General features: G+C 59.7%; 17 protein-coding genes. 12 read left to right on the plus strand and 5 right to left on the minus strand.

The annotated features are described in order from the left end of the window. Positions 1–82: 82 nt before the first annotated feature. A complete protein-coding gene (locus VFQ24_00205; GenBank protein ID HET9176761.1) occupies positions 83–322 on the minus strand; it encodes a hypothetical protein in 240 nt (79 codons plus the stop codon). Between the two features lie 361 nt (positions 323–683). Between VFQ24_00205 and VFQ24_00210 the strand changes: the two genes are divergently transcribed. The 12 genes from VFQ24_00210 to VFQ24_00265 all read left to right on the plus strand — a co-directional run bounded on the left by VFQ24_00210 (position 684) and on the right by VFQ24_00265 (position 12,550). After that, a complete protein-coding gene (locus VFQ24_00210; protein ID HET9176762.1) occupies positions 684–1,019 on the plus strand; it encodes a PadR family transcriptional regulator in 336 nt (111 codons plus the stop codon). 63 nt (positions 1,020–1,082) lie between these two features. Continuing rightward, the gene (locus VFQ24_00215) at positions 1,083–3,728 is read left to right on the plus strand and encodes an ABC transporter permease (GenBank protein ID HET9176763.1); all 2,646 of its coding nucleotides are present in this window, start codon (positions 1,083–1,085) and stop codon (positions 3,726–3,728) included. Between the two features lie 451 nt (positions 3,729–4,179). After that, positions 4,180–4,569, plus strand: a complete 390-nt coding sequence (hisI, locus tag VFQ24_00220; protein HET9176764.1) for a phosphoribosyl-AMP cyclohydrolase — start codon at positions 4,180–4,182, stop codon at positions 4,567–4,569. Beyond that, positions 4,566–5,444: an ATP phosphoribosyltransferase gene (gene hisG / locus VFQ24_00225; GenBank protein ID HET9176765.1), complete on the plus strand. Its 879-nt coding sequence runs from the start codon at positions 4,566–4,568 to the stop codon at positions 5,442–5,444. Before hisI ends, hisG begins: the two co-directional genes overlap by 4 nt. A 42-nt stretch (positions 5,445–5,486) precedes the next feature. Then, entirely contained in the window at positions 5,487–6,074 is a 588-nt protein-coding gene (locus VFQ24_00230; protein ID HET9176766.1) for a TIGR00730 family Rossman fold protein, read from the plus strand. Between the two features lie 61 nt (positions 6,075–6,135). After that, positions 6,136–7,431, plus strand: coding sequence for a histidinol dehydrogenase (hisD, locus tag VFQ24_00235; GenBank protein ID HET9176767.1), 1,296 nt, complete (start codon positions 6,136–6,138; stop codon positions 7,429–7,431). Next, the gene (hisC, locus tag VFQ24_00240; GenBank protein HET9176768.1) at positions 7,406–8,524 is read left to right on the plus strand and encodes a histidinol-phosphate transaminase; all 1,119 of its coding nucleotides are present in this window, start codon (positions 7,406–7,408) and stop codon (positions 8,522–8,524) included. Before hisD ends, hisC begins: the two co-directional genes overlap by 26 nt. Then, a complete protein-coding gene (gene hisB / locus VFQ24_00245) occupies positions 8,521–9,114 on the plus strand; it encodes an imidazoleglycerol-phosphate dehydratase HisB (protein HET9176769.1) in 594 nt (197 codons plus the stop codon). The genes hisC and hisB overlap by 4 nt, the downstream gene beginning before the upstream one ends. Next, positions 9,111–9,704: an imidazole glycerol phosphate synthase subunit HisH gene (gene hisH, locus VFQ24_00250; GenBank protein HET9176770.1), complete on the plus strand. Its 594-nt coding sequence runs from the start codon at positions 9,111–9,113 to the stop codon at positions 9,702–9,704. The genes hisB and hisH overlap by 4 nt, the downstream gene beginning before the upstream one ends. Positions 9,705–9,768: 64 nt before the next feature. Then, positions 9,769–10,542: an imidazole glycerol phosphate synthase subunit HisF gene (gene hisF, locus VFQ24_00255; protein HET9176771.1), complete on the plus strand. Its 774-nt coding sequence runs from the start codon at positions 9,769–9,771 to the stop codon at positions 10,540–10,542. Further along, positions 10,539–11,237: a HisA/HisF-related TIM barrel protein gene (locus tag VFQ24_00260; GenBank protein ID HET9176772.1), complete on the plus strand. Its 699-nt coding sequence runs from the start codon at positions 10,539–10,541 to the stop codon at positions 11,235–11,237. Before hisF ends, VFQ24_00260 begins: the two co-directional genes overlap by 4 nt. A gap of 158 nt (positions 11,238–11,395) precedes the next feature. Continuing rightward, complete coding sequence (locus tag VFQ24_00265) at positions 11,396–12,550, plus strand: hypothetical protein (GenBank protein HET9176773.1); 1,155 nt, start codon at positions 11,396–11,398, stop codon at positions 12,548–12,550. On the opposite strand, the gene alr is transcribed toward VFQ24_00265, so the two are convergent. The 4 genes from alr to rplI all read right to left on the minus strand — a co-directional run bounded on the left by alr (position 12,547) and on the right by rplI (position 16,473). Continuing rightward, entirely contained in the window at positions 12,547–13,767 is a 1,221-nt protein-coding gene (alr, locus tag VFQ24_00270; protein ID HET9176774.1) for an alanine racemase, read from the minus strand. The genes VFQ24_00265 and alr overlap by 4 nt on opposite strands. Before the next feature lie 45 nt (positions 13,768–13,812). Continuing rightward, complete coding sequence (locus tag VFQ24_00275) at positions 13,813–14,331, minus strand: hypothetical protein (protein HET9176775.1); 519 nt, start codon at positions 14,329–14,331, stop codon at positions 13,813–13,815. 65 nt (positions 14,332–14,396) lie between these two features. Further along, positions 14,397–15,761 carry a replicative DNA helicase gene (dnaB, locus tag VFQ24_00280; GenBank protein HET9176776.1) on the minus strand — a complete coding sequence of 455 codons (1,365 nt, stop codon included), beginning with the start codon at positions 15,759–15,761 and terminating at the stop codon, positions 14,397–14,399. 133 nt (positions 15,762–15,894) lie between these two features. After that, positions 15,895–16,473: a 50S ribosomal protein L9 gene (rplI, locus tag VFQ24_00285; GenBank protein ID HET9176777.1), complete on the minus strand. Its 579-nt coding sequence runs from the start codon at positions 16,471–16,473 to the stop codon at positions 15,895–15,897. Positions 16,474–16,495: the final 22 nt, after the last annotated feature.

Raw genomic sequence — 16,495 nt, forward strand, 5'->3', positions numbered from 1 at the left:
AGGTGCTTGTTTTGGGTACGGGACTTAAGACTGGCCGGTTCTTGCGGATTGGTTCATGGAAGGCGCTCTGTCCACTAATGTCCTAGCCCTCGGGAAGGCTCCGGTTCGTTTTAGGGTTGATTTTTAGGGTTTCTAATGATTTCAATAAGATCGGTAGCTTAGTTTTCCGGTTCGTTCCGGTTCGTTTTTTCCACAGCCACGTGTTTTCAACAACTTCTCCGCTTTGTTTTCCGGTTTGTTCCGGTTTGCTTTTTGGCCATTTCTCTTTGTTTTCAACAACCTCTCCGGTTTGTTTTGCAAAAAACGTGTTTTTTTGTCCCATTTTGTCTCTTTTAGTCCCGGAAAACTCGATGCTTGCAGGCATTGAGATGAGGCTACCATGCTAGGCCAGTGTTTGTCAAGCAAATTCCGCTGGTGCGGCTATTGCTGCAGTGGCTGAAGCTCCGACCTCCTGAGGAAAGAGCTAACGCCTTGGCTGAGTGAGATGAGAGGGTCGGGATCTTCAGGCCCGACAAAATACAGCAGGCCAACGCGCTTAACGAGCCGTCATCCTAGGGCCGGTTTCCGGCCGAGGATCCGCTTTTGAACTCCAGGCTCATGCTTCACGAAAACCAGAAATGGACTAAAAGCCGCTTGACATTCGAGCGCCCCGGCAGTATATGTAGATATTCTAGGTGTTATTTATGGCCGAAGAAAAAGCTGAACTTCTCAAGGGAACGCTGGACATGCTGGTCCTGAAGGTTGTGGCGCTGGGCCCGATCCACGGCTACGCCATTGCTCAGCGCATCCAGCAGATCTCCCGCGACTTCTTCCAACTCCAACAAGGCTCGCTCTATCCCGCGCTCCACCGGCTGGAGGACCGCGGCTGGCTGCGCGCGCAGTGGAAGGCCACAGAGACAGGCCGTGAGGCGAAGTTTTACGCGCTCACTCCCAAGGGTCGGAAACAGCTGGCGGCCGAGGTCAGGGGTTGGGAGCAGATGATCGATGCGGTCGCGTTGATTCTCAGGACAGCGGAGTAGAGGCGGCCTTACGCCGCCACATGGCGACGTAAACTCGTCGCTACTGTGGCTGAGGGCTGATTCATGCGCTGGTACGAACGGTTTTTCCGAAGAGAGTTTACCGAAAAACGTCTCGATGCCGAGCTGCGATTCCACCTTGAGCAGAGAATTGCCGACCTCGTGGCCGGAGGCATGACTGCGAAAGAAGCGTGGCGCCAGGCACGGATCGAGTTCGGAGGACTGGAGCACGTGAAAGAAGAATGCCGCGACGTCGGCGGTTCGCACATCATTGAAACAGTCATCCAGGACCTGCGCTACGGCCTGCGCCAGCTTCGCCGCAATCCGGGCTTCACAACCGTTGCCGTTCTGACGCTTGCTCTCGGCATCGGCACGAACACCACAATATTCAGCGCCGTCAGCGCAATCCTGCTGCGAAAGCCCCCGGTCAAAGAGCCGGATCGTTTGTGTGCGGTCTCCTCGAAGAACCTGATCAAAGGATGTGACCTGGAGCCCGTTTCCCCGCTCGATTTCGAGTCCTGGCGCGAGCAGAACAATGTTTTTGAAGCCGTGGCCGCCGATGCCGGCGCCTCGTTTACGCTGACGGGCGATGGAGAGCCGGAATCAGTGGCCGGCGACCGCGTCACGCCGGGATACTTCAAAATCCTCGGGGTTCTGCCAACTCTCGGGCGCGCATTCCTGCCGGGCGAAGCGACGGCCGGAAACGATCGTGTGGTTATTCTGAGCAACCCCCTTTGGCGCGAGCGCTTCAACTCGGACCCGAATGTGATTGGAAAGAATCTCGAGATCAACGGCGAGCCTTACACGGTCGTTGGCGTCATGCCGCCGGTGGCGTCTTCGTTTTCGTGGCTCGCGTTTCCGCGGCTATGGACCCCGCTGGCGTTTGAGCCGAAAGACCTGGCCCCATCGTCGCGCGACAACCGATATGTCGGCCTCGTTTTCGGCCGGCTCAAGCCCGGCGTGACAACAAAACAGGCGCAGGCGGAAATGGGTTCAATCGCCAGCCGGCTCGCGCAAGCCTATCCAAAGGCGGACAAAGGCTGGGGTATTACCGTCCAGACTCTCCAGGAGTACGAGATCCGGTCCGCATACGTGACCAATGGCTTGATGTTGTTAATGACCGTGGTGGGCCTGGTGTTGCTGATTGCCTGCGCCAACATCGCGGGATTGCTGCTGGCGCGAGGCGCCGGCCGCGCACACGAATTGGCCGTCAGGGCTGCGGTCGGGGCAAGCCGCGTCCGCCTGCTTCGGCAGATGCTCGTTGAGAGCCTTCTTATCAGCGCGCTGGGCGGAGCGGCCGGGTTGCTGATGTCTGTCTGGGGAATCGATTTGCTCCGCGCCGGTTTCAATTTCAACGACTATGGCAGGCAGCAGGCCGCCGGCTTCCGCATGGACCCGGCGACGCTACTCTTCACCTTGATGGTTTCCTTGCTGGCGGCCTTCGTCTTTGGTCTTGTGCCCGCCCTACGCGCGTCGAAGGCGAACCCCGGCGATGCGCTGGGCGAGACCGGCCGGACGGGCTCCAGCGGATTTCCTTGCAGCCGCTTGCGCAGCGCGCTGGTGACTTGTGAAATTGCGCTTGCTCTTGTTTTGCTGGCCGGCGCGGGCATCGTCATCCGTGAAGTCATCCGCGAGTTCACTGAGCCAAACGGGTTTAACCCAAACCACGTCGTGGTTGCGCAAATTGACCTGAAAGGCAAGCCATACCAAAAGCCCGCCGCGCAAATCGCCCTCTTCCAGCAAGTTACCGGAAAAGTGCGGGGCATTGCCGGAGTCGAATCGGCCGGCGCCGACACGTGCGTTCCGACCGGTTGTAACTCCAGTACGCCCTTCAGCATCCAGGGCGAACCGCCTGTGCCGGAAACGAAAAGGCCTTCGGCGGACTATTTCGTGGTGGGGCCGGGGTATTTCCGCACGATGCAAATTCCTTTAATAAAGGGACGCGAATTTTCGGATTCTGACGACACGCGCGCGCCTGTCGTAGCGGTTGTTAATCAGGAATTTGCGCGGCGTTTTTTCCCCAAGAGCGATGCGATCGGCCGGCAATTTGAAGTGGATCGAGGCCAGAACAAAAAGGCCGAGATTGTGGGTATCGTTGGAAACGTGAATGACTATATCGGCCAGCTGACCCCTCGCCCACAGATCTACGAGTCCTATCTCCAGATGGCACAAGCAACCATGGCCCTTGTCGTCCGGTCGCGCCTTGCGCCTTCGGCGCTTGCGCCCATGCTGCGCCGCGCGGTGTGGTCGGTGGATAAAGGCCAGCCAGTGGGAAGAATTCAAACCATGCAAGACCTCGCGGCCGATAATATGGGCGGCGACAAGATGATGGTCGCCCTGATGGCAATCTTCGCCGGTCTCGCGCTCGTTCTTGCCGCTGTAGGAATCTACGGTGTGGTTGCTTACTCAGTAAATCAGCGCACCCGTGAGATAGGAATTCGCATGGCGCTGGGCGCCCAGAAAAAACAGGTGCTCGGCCTCGTCCTGCGGCAAGGCAACCTGCTCACCGGGATTGGATGTGCCATCGGCATCGTTCTCACGCTTCCGCTGCCGCGCCTTTTTGCCGGAATGTTTAACGGTTTCGCGGACCATGGACCGCTTGTCTTGATCATCGTGCCCTTCCTCGTGGGGACTGTCTCATTGCTTGCGACTTACATCCCCGCGCGCCGCGCGACGAAGGTGGACCCGATGGTGGCCTTGAGACACGAATAAGGCAGTGGTTAGTGGTCAGTGGTTAGTGACGAGTAAGGAGGAATTGCAGAGTTCCGATTGCCGGCTGCCACAGCACAATCTCATCCGCCAGAATCACGATGATGATTGCGCCATTTGCACGATCATGATCGGGCAGTCGGCAACAGGGACAGCCAGGGGCGTTTGGGGGCCGTCATTCTGAGGCCGCTTTCTGGCCGAAGAATCCGCTTTTCGAACTGCGGCGTGTGTTCCGCCGCCATGCCGACACGCCTGTTGACAAAACATGTGGCGTAGATTAATGTAAGTTCTCTATGCGGTACGCGCCGGCACATCACCATCACCATACGAACCACAAGGTGTGGTGTCAGTGGGTGCTGGCCTAATCGGGAACCAGGATCGGAATTAAGTTAGGACCCGCTGACGATTAGAGTTAGCGGGTTTTTTTATTTTTGGGCAATGGAGCATCAAGACCATGGACTTGAAATTCCAGGACAATCTTATCCCAGCCATCGTCCAAGACTGGAAGACCGGCGACGTGCTGATGCTGGGCTATATGAACAGCCAGGCTTACCAGACGACATTGAATACCGGGTTCGTCACCTTCTACAGCCGCAGCCGGCAGAAGCTCTGGACCAAGGGTGAAACCTCCGGCCACAAGCTGAAGGTCCGCGAAGTTCGCGTGGATTGCGACCAGGACGCGCTGCTAGTGCGCGCGGAGCTTGCGGGGCCCGGCTGCTGCCACATGGGTTATCGGTCGTGTTTCTTCCGCAAGGTGACGCCCCAGGGCGAAGAAGTCATCGCCCGGCAGGAATTCAATCCCAACGAGGTCTACCGCAGTTCGCAACAGGAGACGAAAGCATGAGTTTGAAACTGGGAATCCCCAAGGGCAGCCTTCAGGAAGCCTCCCTGCAACTGTTTCGTCGCGCTGGTTATGAGATCACCTGCAACTCGCGGTCCTATTTTCCCGTGATTGATGACGGCGAAATGGAGTGCATGCTGATCCGCGCCCAGGAGATGGCCCGCTACGTGGAAGACGGCGTGCTCGACGCCGGCATGACGGGCCGGGACTGGATTCTGGAGAATAATGAAGCCGGCAACGGCGTGGTGGAAGTTGCTGACCTGATTTACGCCAAAAACACTTTTGGTAAAGTTCGATGGGTGCTGGCGGTGCCGGAGAAGTCAGAGATCCAAGGCGTCAGGGACCTGGAAGGGAAAATCGTGGCCACCGAACTGGTGAATGTGACCCGTCGTTACCTGACGAAAAACGGTGTCAACGCCAAAGTGGAATTTTCCTGGGGAGCCACGGAAGTGAAGCCCCCGGTCCTTGCCGACGCCATCGTTGAGGTCACGGAGACCGGCTCATCACTGCGCGCCAACGGCCTGCGCATTGTCGAGACTGTGCTCGAATCGAACACCAAATTCATCGTCAACAAGGCCGCCTGGAACGACGCCTGGAAGCGGCAGAAAATTGAGACCCTGGTGATGCTGCTGAAGGGGGCCATCGACGCGGCCGGCAAGGTGGGCCTGATGCTGAACGTGAAGCGCGCAGACCTGAAGGCCGTGCTCGATGTGCTGCCGGCGCTGAAGCGGCCCACCATCTCAGACCTCAGTGATTCGGATTGGGTGGCGGTCAATACCGTGATTGAAGAAAAGACGGCGCGGGAAATCATTCCACGGCTCAAGGCCGCGAACGCGCAGGGCATTGTGGAATATCCGTTGAACAAGATCGTCCTTTAGATTGCACGTCCGGCCGGGATGGCAGGACAAGAGAGATGCCATATGGGAAACCGGAGAGTGTGCGTTTATTGCGGGTCGAGCTGCCAATGCGATGCCGCCTACCTGAAAGCTGCGGAGCGGCTGGGCCGCGTGCTGGCGCGGAACAATTTTACGGTGGTTTATGGCGGCGGGGCTGCGGGCTCGATGAAGAGCCTGGCCGACGGCGTGATGGCCGAAGGCGGCCGCCTGGTGGGCGTGATTCCGGAATTCATGGTGGAGCTCGAATGGGCGAACCCGCAGCTTTCTGAAACCATCGTGGTGAACGGAATGCACGAGCGCAAGAAGCGGATGATTGATGGCGTAGACGCGGCGATCGCACTTCCCGGCGGATGCGGCACGCTGGAAGAACTGATGGAGGCAATCACCTGGAAGCGGCTGGGCCTTTACCTGGGGGCCATCGTTATCCTGAATACGCAGTCATTCTACCAGCCGCTCATCCGCCTGCTCGAGCAGTGCATCGGAGAGCGCTTCATGGATTCCCGGCACGCCCGCATGTGGAGCGTTGTGGGTGAACCGGAAGAAGTCCCGCAGGCCATTTCCGCCGCCGAGCCCTGGAGCGAGGACTGCCGGAGCTTTGCGACGTTGAGGTGAATTGAACATTCGACACGAACGCGGCCGTTGACTGGCGGACCGCCGCAACTGAGACATCGTGATGATTCCAATCTTCCGCAGCAGCGACACCGAGAACGTCAAGCGAATTCTCCGCTCCGGAGAGGCTCAGATCAAAAAGGCTGAGGCCGCCGCCCGGCGCATTCTGAACGACGTTCGGCGCGAGGGCGATCGCGCGCTCAAACGGTGGACTCTGCAACTCGACAACATTGACCTCGCCAGGGAAGGGTTCACGGTCAAGCGGCGCGAGATCGACAAAGCCTATCGCCAGGTTCCCGAAGGTTTCGTGGAAGTTGTCCAGTCTTCTGCGCGCAACATTCGCAAATCGGCGCGTGAGCAGTTGCCGCGTGCCTGGCAGATCAGCAACGGACCGGGCATAAAAATCAGGCAGATGGTCAGGCCGCTTGACCGCGTGGCGTGTTACGTGCCCGGCGGCCGTTTCCCGCTGCCCTCCACCGTGCTGATGAGTGTGATTCCAGCGCAGGTTGCTGGCGTCGAGGAAATCTTCGTCACTTCTCCGCGCCCGGCGCCCGCCGTGCTGGTCGCCGCCGACATTCTTGGGATCGAGAAGATTTTCCGGCTGGGCGGGGCGCAGGCCATCGGCGCGTTCGCCTACGGCACGGAGAGCGTTCCGCGCGCGGACAAAATCGTGGGGCCCGGCAACCGCTTCGTCGCCGCTGCCAAAAAGCTGGTGTCCGGTGATTGCGGAATCGATTTTATCGCCGGGCCTTCGGAACTGATGGTGGTTGCGTCCGAGGGCAACGCCGAATGGATTGCTTCTGATCTGGTGGCGCAGGCGGAGCACGATCCCGACGCCGTGGCCATTTTCCTGACGCCATCTCGCAGGCTGGCGCTCGAAGTTCAGGGCGCGGCGGAAAGAATCCTGCATGAGGTTTTGGTCACCGAAACCGATGTTGCCGCAAGAGCGCTGAGCGGGCACGGGGCCGTGGTGGTGACGAAGAATCTGGAAGAAGCCATTGATCTCGTAAACGACTTTGCTCCCGAGCACCTCACTTTGCTTGATGGCGCGAGGCGGATGCTCGATCGTGTGCGCTCGGCAGGATCGATCTTTCTCGGCGAAACCAGCCCCGTTGCGGCAGGCGATTACGCTTCCGGCACCAATCACATTCTGCCCACCGCCGGTGCGGCGCGGCTGCGCGGTGGGTTGAGCGCCGCCGATTTCGTCAAGACCATTTCCGTGCAGGAACTCACTCCGCAGGGTCTCGGGCGCATTCGGAAAACCATCACCACTCTGGCCCGCACCGAGGGCTTGAAAGCGCACGCGTATTCCATCGAAACGAGGTTCAAGGTCCATGCTTCGACCCCGAAGGGCCGTTGAGCGCCTGAAGGCTTACCGCCCTCCACGCGAGGGGCGCGGCGGAAAGCTCCGGCTGGATTTCAATGAAAATACCGTGGGCTGCGCGCCGCAGGTGATCCGGGCGCTGCGCAGCAAGCTGAACGGCGACTGGCTCTCGCGCTACCCGGAATACGAAGCGGCGCGCGAAACGCTTGCGGGCTATTTTGGCGTCGCCGCGGATGAACTGCTGCTGGCCAACGGCACCGACGATGCCATCAAGATGGTCTGCGACACTTTCGTGGGCCCGGGCGATGAATTGATTGTTCCTGCGCCAACGTTCCCCGTCTATGAGTTCTTCCACACGGTCGCCGGGGGACGCACCACGCGCGTCCGGTATGACGAACAATTCCGCCTTACGGCGCGCATGCTGCTCGCTGCCGTCAATAAGCGCACGCGCTGGATGGCCATCGCCAATCCCAACAATCCGACCGGTACCGTGGTTTCACAGCGCGACCTGCGCGCGATTCTGCGGGAAGCTCCCGACGTGCTGGTTTTGGTGGACGAAGCTTACGTCGATTTTTCCGGACAGACGGTCCTTTTCTGGATCAGAAAATATCCCAATCTGGTGGTGACACGAACGTTTTCAAAGGCCTTTGGCCTGGCCGCGCTGCGCCTGGGTTGCATCCTGACCAATGCTGAAATCGCTGAACCCATGCGGCGCGCGCAGAACCCGTTTGCGGTGAATTCACTGGCACTGGCTTGCGCGCTGGAAGCCATCAAGCACGACAAATTCGTGGCCCGCTATGCCCGGGAGGTGTGTAACAATCGCGGCCAGCTCTGCAGGTTTCTCGACAAGATTGGCATTCCTTATGTGCCAAGCTTTTCCAATTTCGTGCTGGCGCGCGTGGGCGCAAAGGCTTCGGAAATCGCGCTCAAGCTGCGCGACCGGGACATCCTGATCCGTGACTGGAGCTATGACCCGCGCCTGCAAGGCTACCTGCGATTCACCGTCGGCTCAACCGAACAGACGCGGCGGCTGATACAGGGGCTTGCGGAGTTTCGCTCGATGATGGAACCGCAGATGGACCACGGAGCGGGGACCCGGCGTAAGTCTTCACAAAGGCGGTCTTCATGAAGCCCCGCGCGGCCACCCTCCACCGCAAGACTACGGAAACCGACATCCGCATCCGGCTCGATCTGGACGGCCGCGGGCGCTACTCGGTTTCCACCGGCATCCGGTTTCTCGACCATATGCTGGAGCTTTTTGCGCGCCACGGCGGTTTTGATCTGGAGCTCAAAGCGCGTGGGGACCTTGACGTTGACCAGCATCACACGGTTGAAGATGTAGGAATCGCATTAGGCGAGGCGCTGCTCAAGGCGCTGGGCGCTAAAAAAGGAATCAATCGCGCCGGCTACTTTGTGATGCCCATGGATGAGACGCTGGCGCTCGCTTCGGTTGACCTGAGCGGCCGGCCTTACCTGGTGCTGAATGCGCCGATCCGCGCGCGCCTGGTGGGCGATCTACAGTCCGAACTACTGGAGGATTTTTTCCAGGGTTTTGCGACGAGCGCCAGGGCCAACGTGCATCTCAAGATTTTTTACGGCCGTTCAAGCCACCACGGCATTGAAGCGCTGTTCAAGGCGCTGGCGCGGGCCTTGCGCTACGCGTGCTCGCGCGACGCCCGGCTGAAAGACCAGCTTCCATCAACCAAGGGGCTCCTATGATCGGCGTGATCAACTACGGCGCAGGCAACGTCGGCTCCGTGCTGCGGGCTGTCCAATATCTCGGTTTCCCGGCGGAAGCCGTTGAGGACGTGGGACGGTTGCAGTCCGCCGACCGGCTCATTCTTCCCGGCCAGGGACATTTCGGCGCTATGATGGACGCCCTGGAATCGAAGAAGATGATCGCTCCGCTGCGGGAGCAGATTGCGAGTGGGAAGCCCTTCCTCGGAATCTGTCTGGGACTCCAGGCGCTTTATGAATCGAGCGAAGAAGCTCCGGACCGCCCAGGTTTTGGGTTGCTGCCAGGCCGCGTAAAAAGGTTTGAGGGAGTCTTCAAGGTCCCACACCTCGGCTGGAGCCAGTTGGAGATTCGCCACGCCGACGGACTTTTCAAAGGCGTTCCCGGTGGCAGCTTCGCTTACTTCTGCCATTCGTATTATGGGCCTGTCACGGCGGAGACGACGGCGGTCACGGAATACGGCCAGGACTTTGCGGCCGCGGTCCGAGTGGGCCCCGCCTATGCCGTGCAGTTCCATCCCGAAAAATCGGGCGATGTGGGATTGAAGATACTGGAGAATTTTCTGAAATCGTGACGTTGAGAGGAACGGGCGGCCTGCCTCGAGTTACCCCATTCGTCTCTCGGATTGCAAGAACTCCATGTTTGCCAAGCGCATTATTCCGTGCCTCGATTGCAAAGACGGCCGGGTTGTCAAGGGAGTCCAGTTCGTCAATCTGCGCGATGCCGGCGACCCCGGCGAACTCGCCGCGATGTATAACGCCGAGGGCGCCGATGAACTGGTGATGCTCGACATCTCGGCGTCGCGCGAAGGCCGCGCCACCCTGATGGACACCGTTAACCGCGTGGCGCGGAGGCTCTTCATTCCGCTCACCGTGGGCGGCGGCGTCCGAACCCTCGAAGATGCGCGCCGGCTGCTTTCGGTGGGCGCCGACAAAGTAGCCATCAATACAGCCGCCGTTGAAAACCCTGAAATCGTGCGGCAACTCGCAGCGCAGTTCGGGCGGCAGGCGATTGTCGTCGCCATCGATGCGCGACGGCAACCCCGTTGCGATAAGGAAGCCACGCACTGGAACGTGGTGACCTACGGAGGCACGAAAGACACGGGCATTGACGCGCTCGAGTGGGCGCGCCGCATGGACCAGTTGGGAGCGGGGGAAATCCTGCTGACTTCGATGGACGCCGACGGCACGCGGGCTGGATTCGATTGTGAGCTGACCGCCGCGATTGCCCGCGCCGTGCCCATTCCCGTGATCGCTTCGGGCGGCGCTGGAAATCTTGAGCATTTCGTCGACGTTTTCCTCGCAGGAGCGGCGGACGCAGCCCTGGCTGCTTCGATTTTCCATTTCGGCACGCACACCATCCGCAGCCTCAAAGAATATCTTCGATCCGAAGGAGTGTCAGTCCGCCTGTGATTATTCCGTGCATCGATTTGATGGACCGCAAGGTGGTCCAGCTTGTTCAGGGCAAACGCAAAGCACTTGAGCTGCCTGACCCTTTTGCGGTGCTGGAAAAGTTCAAAGAGTATCCGCAGATTCAGGTGATTGATCTCGACGGCGCTATGGGCCGCGACGCGCAGGCCGACATTGTCCGCGAGTTGTGCCGCCGCAAACCCTGCCGCGTGGGCGGCGGAATCCGCAGCCTGGAGCGTGCGCTGCAGGTTGAGCAGGACGGCGCGTACAAAATCATCGTGGGCAGTTCGGCGTTCACATCGAATGGCATCAACCCGGATTTCCTTCGCGGGCTTTCCGGCCGCGTCCCGCGCGAGAAGCTGATGATCGGTGTCGATTGTTTGGGCAACCGGGTGGCCATTCACGGCTGGAAGGAGACGCTGCCGATGGCACCCGCCGACGTCCTTCCGCAACTCGAGCCTTACTGCTCGGAGTTTCTGTGTACCTACATCGATGCGGAAGGCAAGCTGCAGGGCACCGATCTCGAATATTTCCGTGGACTGCGCGCCGCCACCAGCCTGCCCATCACGGCGGCGGGCGGCATCACAACTGACGACGAGATTCAGGCGCTTGAAGCGATGGGCATGAACGCGGCGCTGGGAATGTCGATCTATCGCCAGACTTTCCCCGAATTGTTCGCCACGCGCGGGAAAAGCTAGCGGCCTGTTCGGGGCCGCGGTTTAGAATGAGAATCGTTTCTGATAAGGCGTCGAACCACCCTTTACCAGGGCGGCCCAAATCCAGATGACGCATTTGAGGTGCTATGCGCTGGGCCATTGCGGCGGCTCTGGCAAGTTTGCGGGCTCCAATGATCTCTATGGCTGATCCGAGGCTGACGAGCGTGCGGACACTGATCTCGGACCTTGCCGTCCTGCTGTTGGTCATCAGCATCACCTGGGGCGGCCCAAGGGTTGACCGTGCCTTGGAGCGGCACCGGAAGCAGGCCGATCAGGCGGAGGTGTCAACGCTCCCGCCAATTCCGGTCGACGCTCCGTACGCCAAAGTCTTTTTCCAAAAAGGCGTCAGCCTTTCCGCGGAATTTCCAAATCCTTATGCCAGCCAGGGCGCGCGAAACATGCTCCGCACGCTGCACGCGGACGGTGTGGACGCCGTGGCGCTGGTTCCTTACGGCGGCATGCAGCTCGGTTCGCCGGAAGTGCGCGGCTTCGGGCAGCACAGTTGGGAAAGCGACGAAGGTCTCAGCGAACTTTCTCGCCTGGCCCATGCCATCGGAATGAAAGTGATGCTCAAGCCCGGCATCTGGATCCGCGGCGGGCACTTTGGCGGAGACATCGACTTTGCTTCCCAGGCTGACCGGGAAAAGTGGTTCGACAGTTACGGCCGGTTCATCGAGCGCTACGCAAAAGTTGCGGCGGATATCCACGCGGACCTGTTCTGCGTGGGCGGCGAGTTCGTCCGCATGTCACCGTACGAGGCGGAGTGGCGCAGGCTGATCGCGAACGTGCGGAGGATTTATCCCGGCCCGGTGACCTATGCCGCCAATTTCGGCGAGGAGTTTGAGGGCCTCAAGTTCTGGGACGCGCTCGACTACATCGGGCTGCAGGAGTATTACGCTCTGCCCAATGACCTTTCCACCGGCGTGCTGCTCGAAAGGGTTGAAGCCGTCGAGAAGCGGTTCAATAAACCCGTCATCTTCACCGAAGTCGGATTTCCCAGCGCGCCCGGCGCAAATCGCCGCCCCTGGACCGATGGTAAATCCGGTGAAGCTGACCTTCAACTCCAGGCCCGCTGCTACCGCGCCATTTTCCAGGCCTTCTACAACAAGCCGTGGTTCGAAGGCATGTACTGGTGGAAGGTCGGGACGAACGGATTTGGCGGCCCGGCCGATGCATCCCTCACGCCCTGGGGCAAGCCAGCAATGGACGTGGTCGGGAAGTGGTATCGAAACGGCGACCGGGAGAACGCAAACCCAGGAAGGCCGATCAAGCAACCCGAACAAGGCCGACGCTAAGAATCCAGATAGATGCGCGGGACGCGCCTGCCAATCGAACAGAGAATCTCGTAGGGGACCGTGCCCACCAGATCGGCGATTTCAAGCGCCGTAATCGAGCAGTGGTCCGACTGGCCAAGCAGGATAATCTCATCCCCGATGTCCACGCCCGGAACGTCGGTGACGTCCAACAGCGTAAGGTCCATGCTGATGTTACCCACGATGCGTGCGACGCGGCCGCGCACGATGGCCCGTCCACGATTAGATAGCGCGCGCGTCAACCCGTCGGCATAGCCCACAGGCACCGTGGCGATGCGCGAGCGGCGACGAGTGTGAAACGCCGCCCCATAACCGAGCGGCGTACCGCTGGGGACGTCTTTCAGATAAACGACGCGCGACTTTAACGTGAGGATCGGTTCAACCTGCGGCGCTTGCGGTTCCTGCATGCCGGGCGGCAGCATGAGAGGCAGGCAATAGCCGTAGAGCAGCGCGCCAACCCGCACCAGGTTTTCCGTAAAGCGCCAACCCGCCACCAGGGCCGCGCTGTTAGCCACGTGCAACCATTCAGGATTGACGCCCAGCTCGCGCACCTGGCGCAGCGCTTTTTCGAATCGCGCAGCCTGGTCTTCCGTCTGCGACGCCACCAGATCTTCGGCGGAAGCGAGGTGCGTAAACAGGCCTTTCATCTCAAGGCCGGGAAGCTCGCGGTAATGCTCCACAAAAGCCGTCAGGCGGTCGGGAGGCACTCCCAGGCGGCCCATTCCCGTATCGACTTTCAGGTGGAACTCGATGGGCTTGCCAAAGCGCCGGGCGCATTCGGAATAAGTGTCGAGACGCGCCGTGGAAGAGAGAGTAGGGGTCAAGCGGTACTCAATCAGATGGGCCGGGTCGCTCATGTAAAGCCCGCCCAGCAGCAAGATGGGCTGTTCGACGCCGGCGGCCCGGAGTTCGAGCGCTTCCTCCACCGTGGCCACGCCGAACCAGTCGGCCCCGGCTGCGGCCAGCGTTTTGGCAATTCTCACCGCGCCGTGTCCGTAGGCATCTGCCTTCACCACGGCCATTACGCGGCGCGAGCCTGCCACACGCCGCACGTACTCGAAATTCTTGCGGAGCCCGGAAAGCGAGATTTCCGCCCAGGTCGGCCGCAACAGGTTTTGGGTATTTGGTGTCACTCGATGTTGTAAAGCCGCGACGGTAGTGCCGGTCGAAGGCCCATCACTTCCTGAGGATTGCACCATTTCATCCACTCTTCCGGGGCAACCCCGGTGGAATGAAGAGTGAAATCATATTCCCAGCAACTTACCGATCATTTTCGGCGCCCCTGCCCGCAACTGCAAACCCTGAACATGACGATCAGCAGCGATGTACGCGCAGTCTTCGGCGTCATGCTTTCCGGTGCATGGAAAGCAGAGAGTTGCCCTGTGCTTCCGGCAGTGCAGCATGGCTTTGGGCCGGCCGCACGAATCGCAGGCAATTCCGGTTGGCGGGTTCTCCCAGGCGCCTGTTTCGGCCGCCTCCGGAGCATCCGAGGTCAGCAACTGCATCCGTTTCACCAGGTCTGCCAGCACTTCGCAGGTGATCGCCGCCTGGGACCGAGCGCTGCGATCAGCTACCCAGAGCATCCCTCGGACGAGCACCCAAAACATGAATAACCCGGCAGTAACAACGGCCCAGGCCGCCACGATAGGCAGCAACGCCGGCGTTCTGGAAAGACCGGGGTCGAAGGCGATGCTCACTCCAAGCGCAACGGCCGAAGCCAGCGCTCCCAAGCCGACAAATCGTAACCACGACGGCTTTTTCATTGTTTTCACTCCCTCTTCAAGATGCATCCGGCCAGGACGAAAGGAGAGCGGCCTGGAACAGAAAACTAATAGGGTTCGGCTTCGCGGCCGGTTGCCATATTTTCAAAACGGACATACGACTTCATGAACACAATGGGAATCTCCCCGGTAGGCCCGTTGCGTTGTTTTCCGATGATGAGCTTGGTTTCTTCTCCGGCGATATCCTCACCGTCTTCGCTTGACCGGCGCTCGCGAAAGATGAAGATGACGACATCGGCGTCCTGTTCAATCGAGCCCGACTCGCGCAGGTCGGAGAGCATCGGCTTCTGCCCCGGACGCTGCTCGGGAGCGCGGCTCAACTGGGAAAGGGCCAGCACGGGCACATTCAGTTCCTTTGCGATGCTCTTGAGTCCGCGCGAAATGTAGCTGACTTCCTGCGTGCGGTTTTCGTATCGTCCATGCCCGGTGGCAAGCTGAAGGTAATCGATAATCAGCAGGTCGAGGCCTTTTTCGGCCTTCAGCCTGCGTGCCTTGGCGCGAATCTGCATGATGCTCAGGGCCGGCGTGTCTTCAATGTAGAGGGGCGCTTCCGCCAGGCGGCGAAGCGCCTCGGACATCTTGGGCCAGTCGTCCCGCGTCGTGAAACCGGACCGGAGCTTATGGCTGTCAATACGCGCCTCCGAGCAAAGAAGCCGGAGAGCAAGCGACTCTTTACTCATTTCGAGCGAAAAGACCCCAACTTTCTTCCCACAGTTGATGCAGGCATGCGCCGCGATATTCAGGCACAGGGCAGTCTTCCCCAGCGAAGGGCGTGCGGCAAGAACGATCAACTCACCCGGCTGGAACCCGGAGGTCATGTTGTCCAGCTCGATGAACCCGGTCTCAATCCCGGTGATCCGATGGCCACGGTCGAGCAGCTTCTCGAGGTCCCCAAAACTGGTCTTAACAATCTGGCGAATATCGAGAAAGCCTGACTGTGTCCTCTTCTCGGCTATCTCAAAAATCTGCCCCTGGGCCAGGTCGATCAGAGTTTCGGGATCATCAACTCCCTCAAAGCACCGTGTGATGACGTTGTTCGAGGCGTTGATAAGCCGCCGGACCAGCGATTTCTCTTTGATAATGCGCGAATACTCTTCAATGCTGGCGGAAACGCCAATGGGAATCCCGTCTGTCAGCGCCGCCAGGTACCCCGCCCCGCCTACTTTTTCCAGCAGCCCTTCGCGCGAAAGGTCCTCAGAAAGCGTCACCAGATCAATGGTCCGGTTCTTCTCGGAAAGCAGCATCATCTTTTCGAAGATCGTGCGATGCCCGTCTGAAAAGAAATCGTTCAGGTCGATGGTTTCCAGGACCTGGTTCAGCACACCATTGTCCAGCAGGATGGAACCCAGCAGCGCGCGTTCCGCTTCAAGGTTGTGGGGAAAGGCCCTCTCGGTGACGGTAGCGCTTGGCATGAAAAACGAACCCCGATGTGCGGTAGGAGGCGATTATAGCAGCGATGAATTTCAAGAGGAACAGATTCTTTGGCGACGCTGCTTCGAGAGATGTTTATCCCCAAGCCGAGACTTACCAGATCATCAGAAAAGGCTAAGATTGCGGAGCGGTCTCGTCGTTCTCGCTTTCAGTTTGCGCCTTAGCCTCGGGGGCGGCTTCCAGCTCGCTTGGGGGCCCAGCCGCGGCGGCCGCTTCAGCGGCGACGCTTTCCGGCGCGACTTCAGGTTCGCCATCGCTTTCGACGCGCACCTTCACCGTGACCGTAACATCGCGGTGCAGCCTGACCGGAACGTCAACCTCACCGAGGGACTTCAGAGGGCTGCCCAGATGAATCTTACGGCGGCTGATCGAGTAGCCCTGAGCTGCAAGACCTTCCTCGATATCCAAGGCGGTGACAGAACCGAAAAGCTGTCCCTTTTCACCGGAGCGGCGGGTAGCCACTACTGTGACGCCTTCCATCAGCTTGCCGAGATCTTCGGCTTCTCCCCGCTCGCTGGCTTCCAGCTTCAGGAAGCGCACCCGCTGCTGCTCAACCCACTTTCGGTTCTGGGCCGTCGCGGCGATCGCCATCTTTCTGGGCAGCAGATAATTCCGCCCGTAGCCGTTTGCCACTTTGACGATCTGCCCACGCGATCCAAGCGTTTCAACATTTTCAAGAAGAATGACTTCCATGTCCTGCCTCTCCGATTACCAA

The sequence above is a fragment of the Terriglobia bacterium genome (assembly GCA_035712365.1).
Taxonomy (GTDB): Bacteria; Acidobacteriota; Terriglobia; order UBA7540; family UBA7540; genus SCRD01.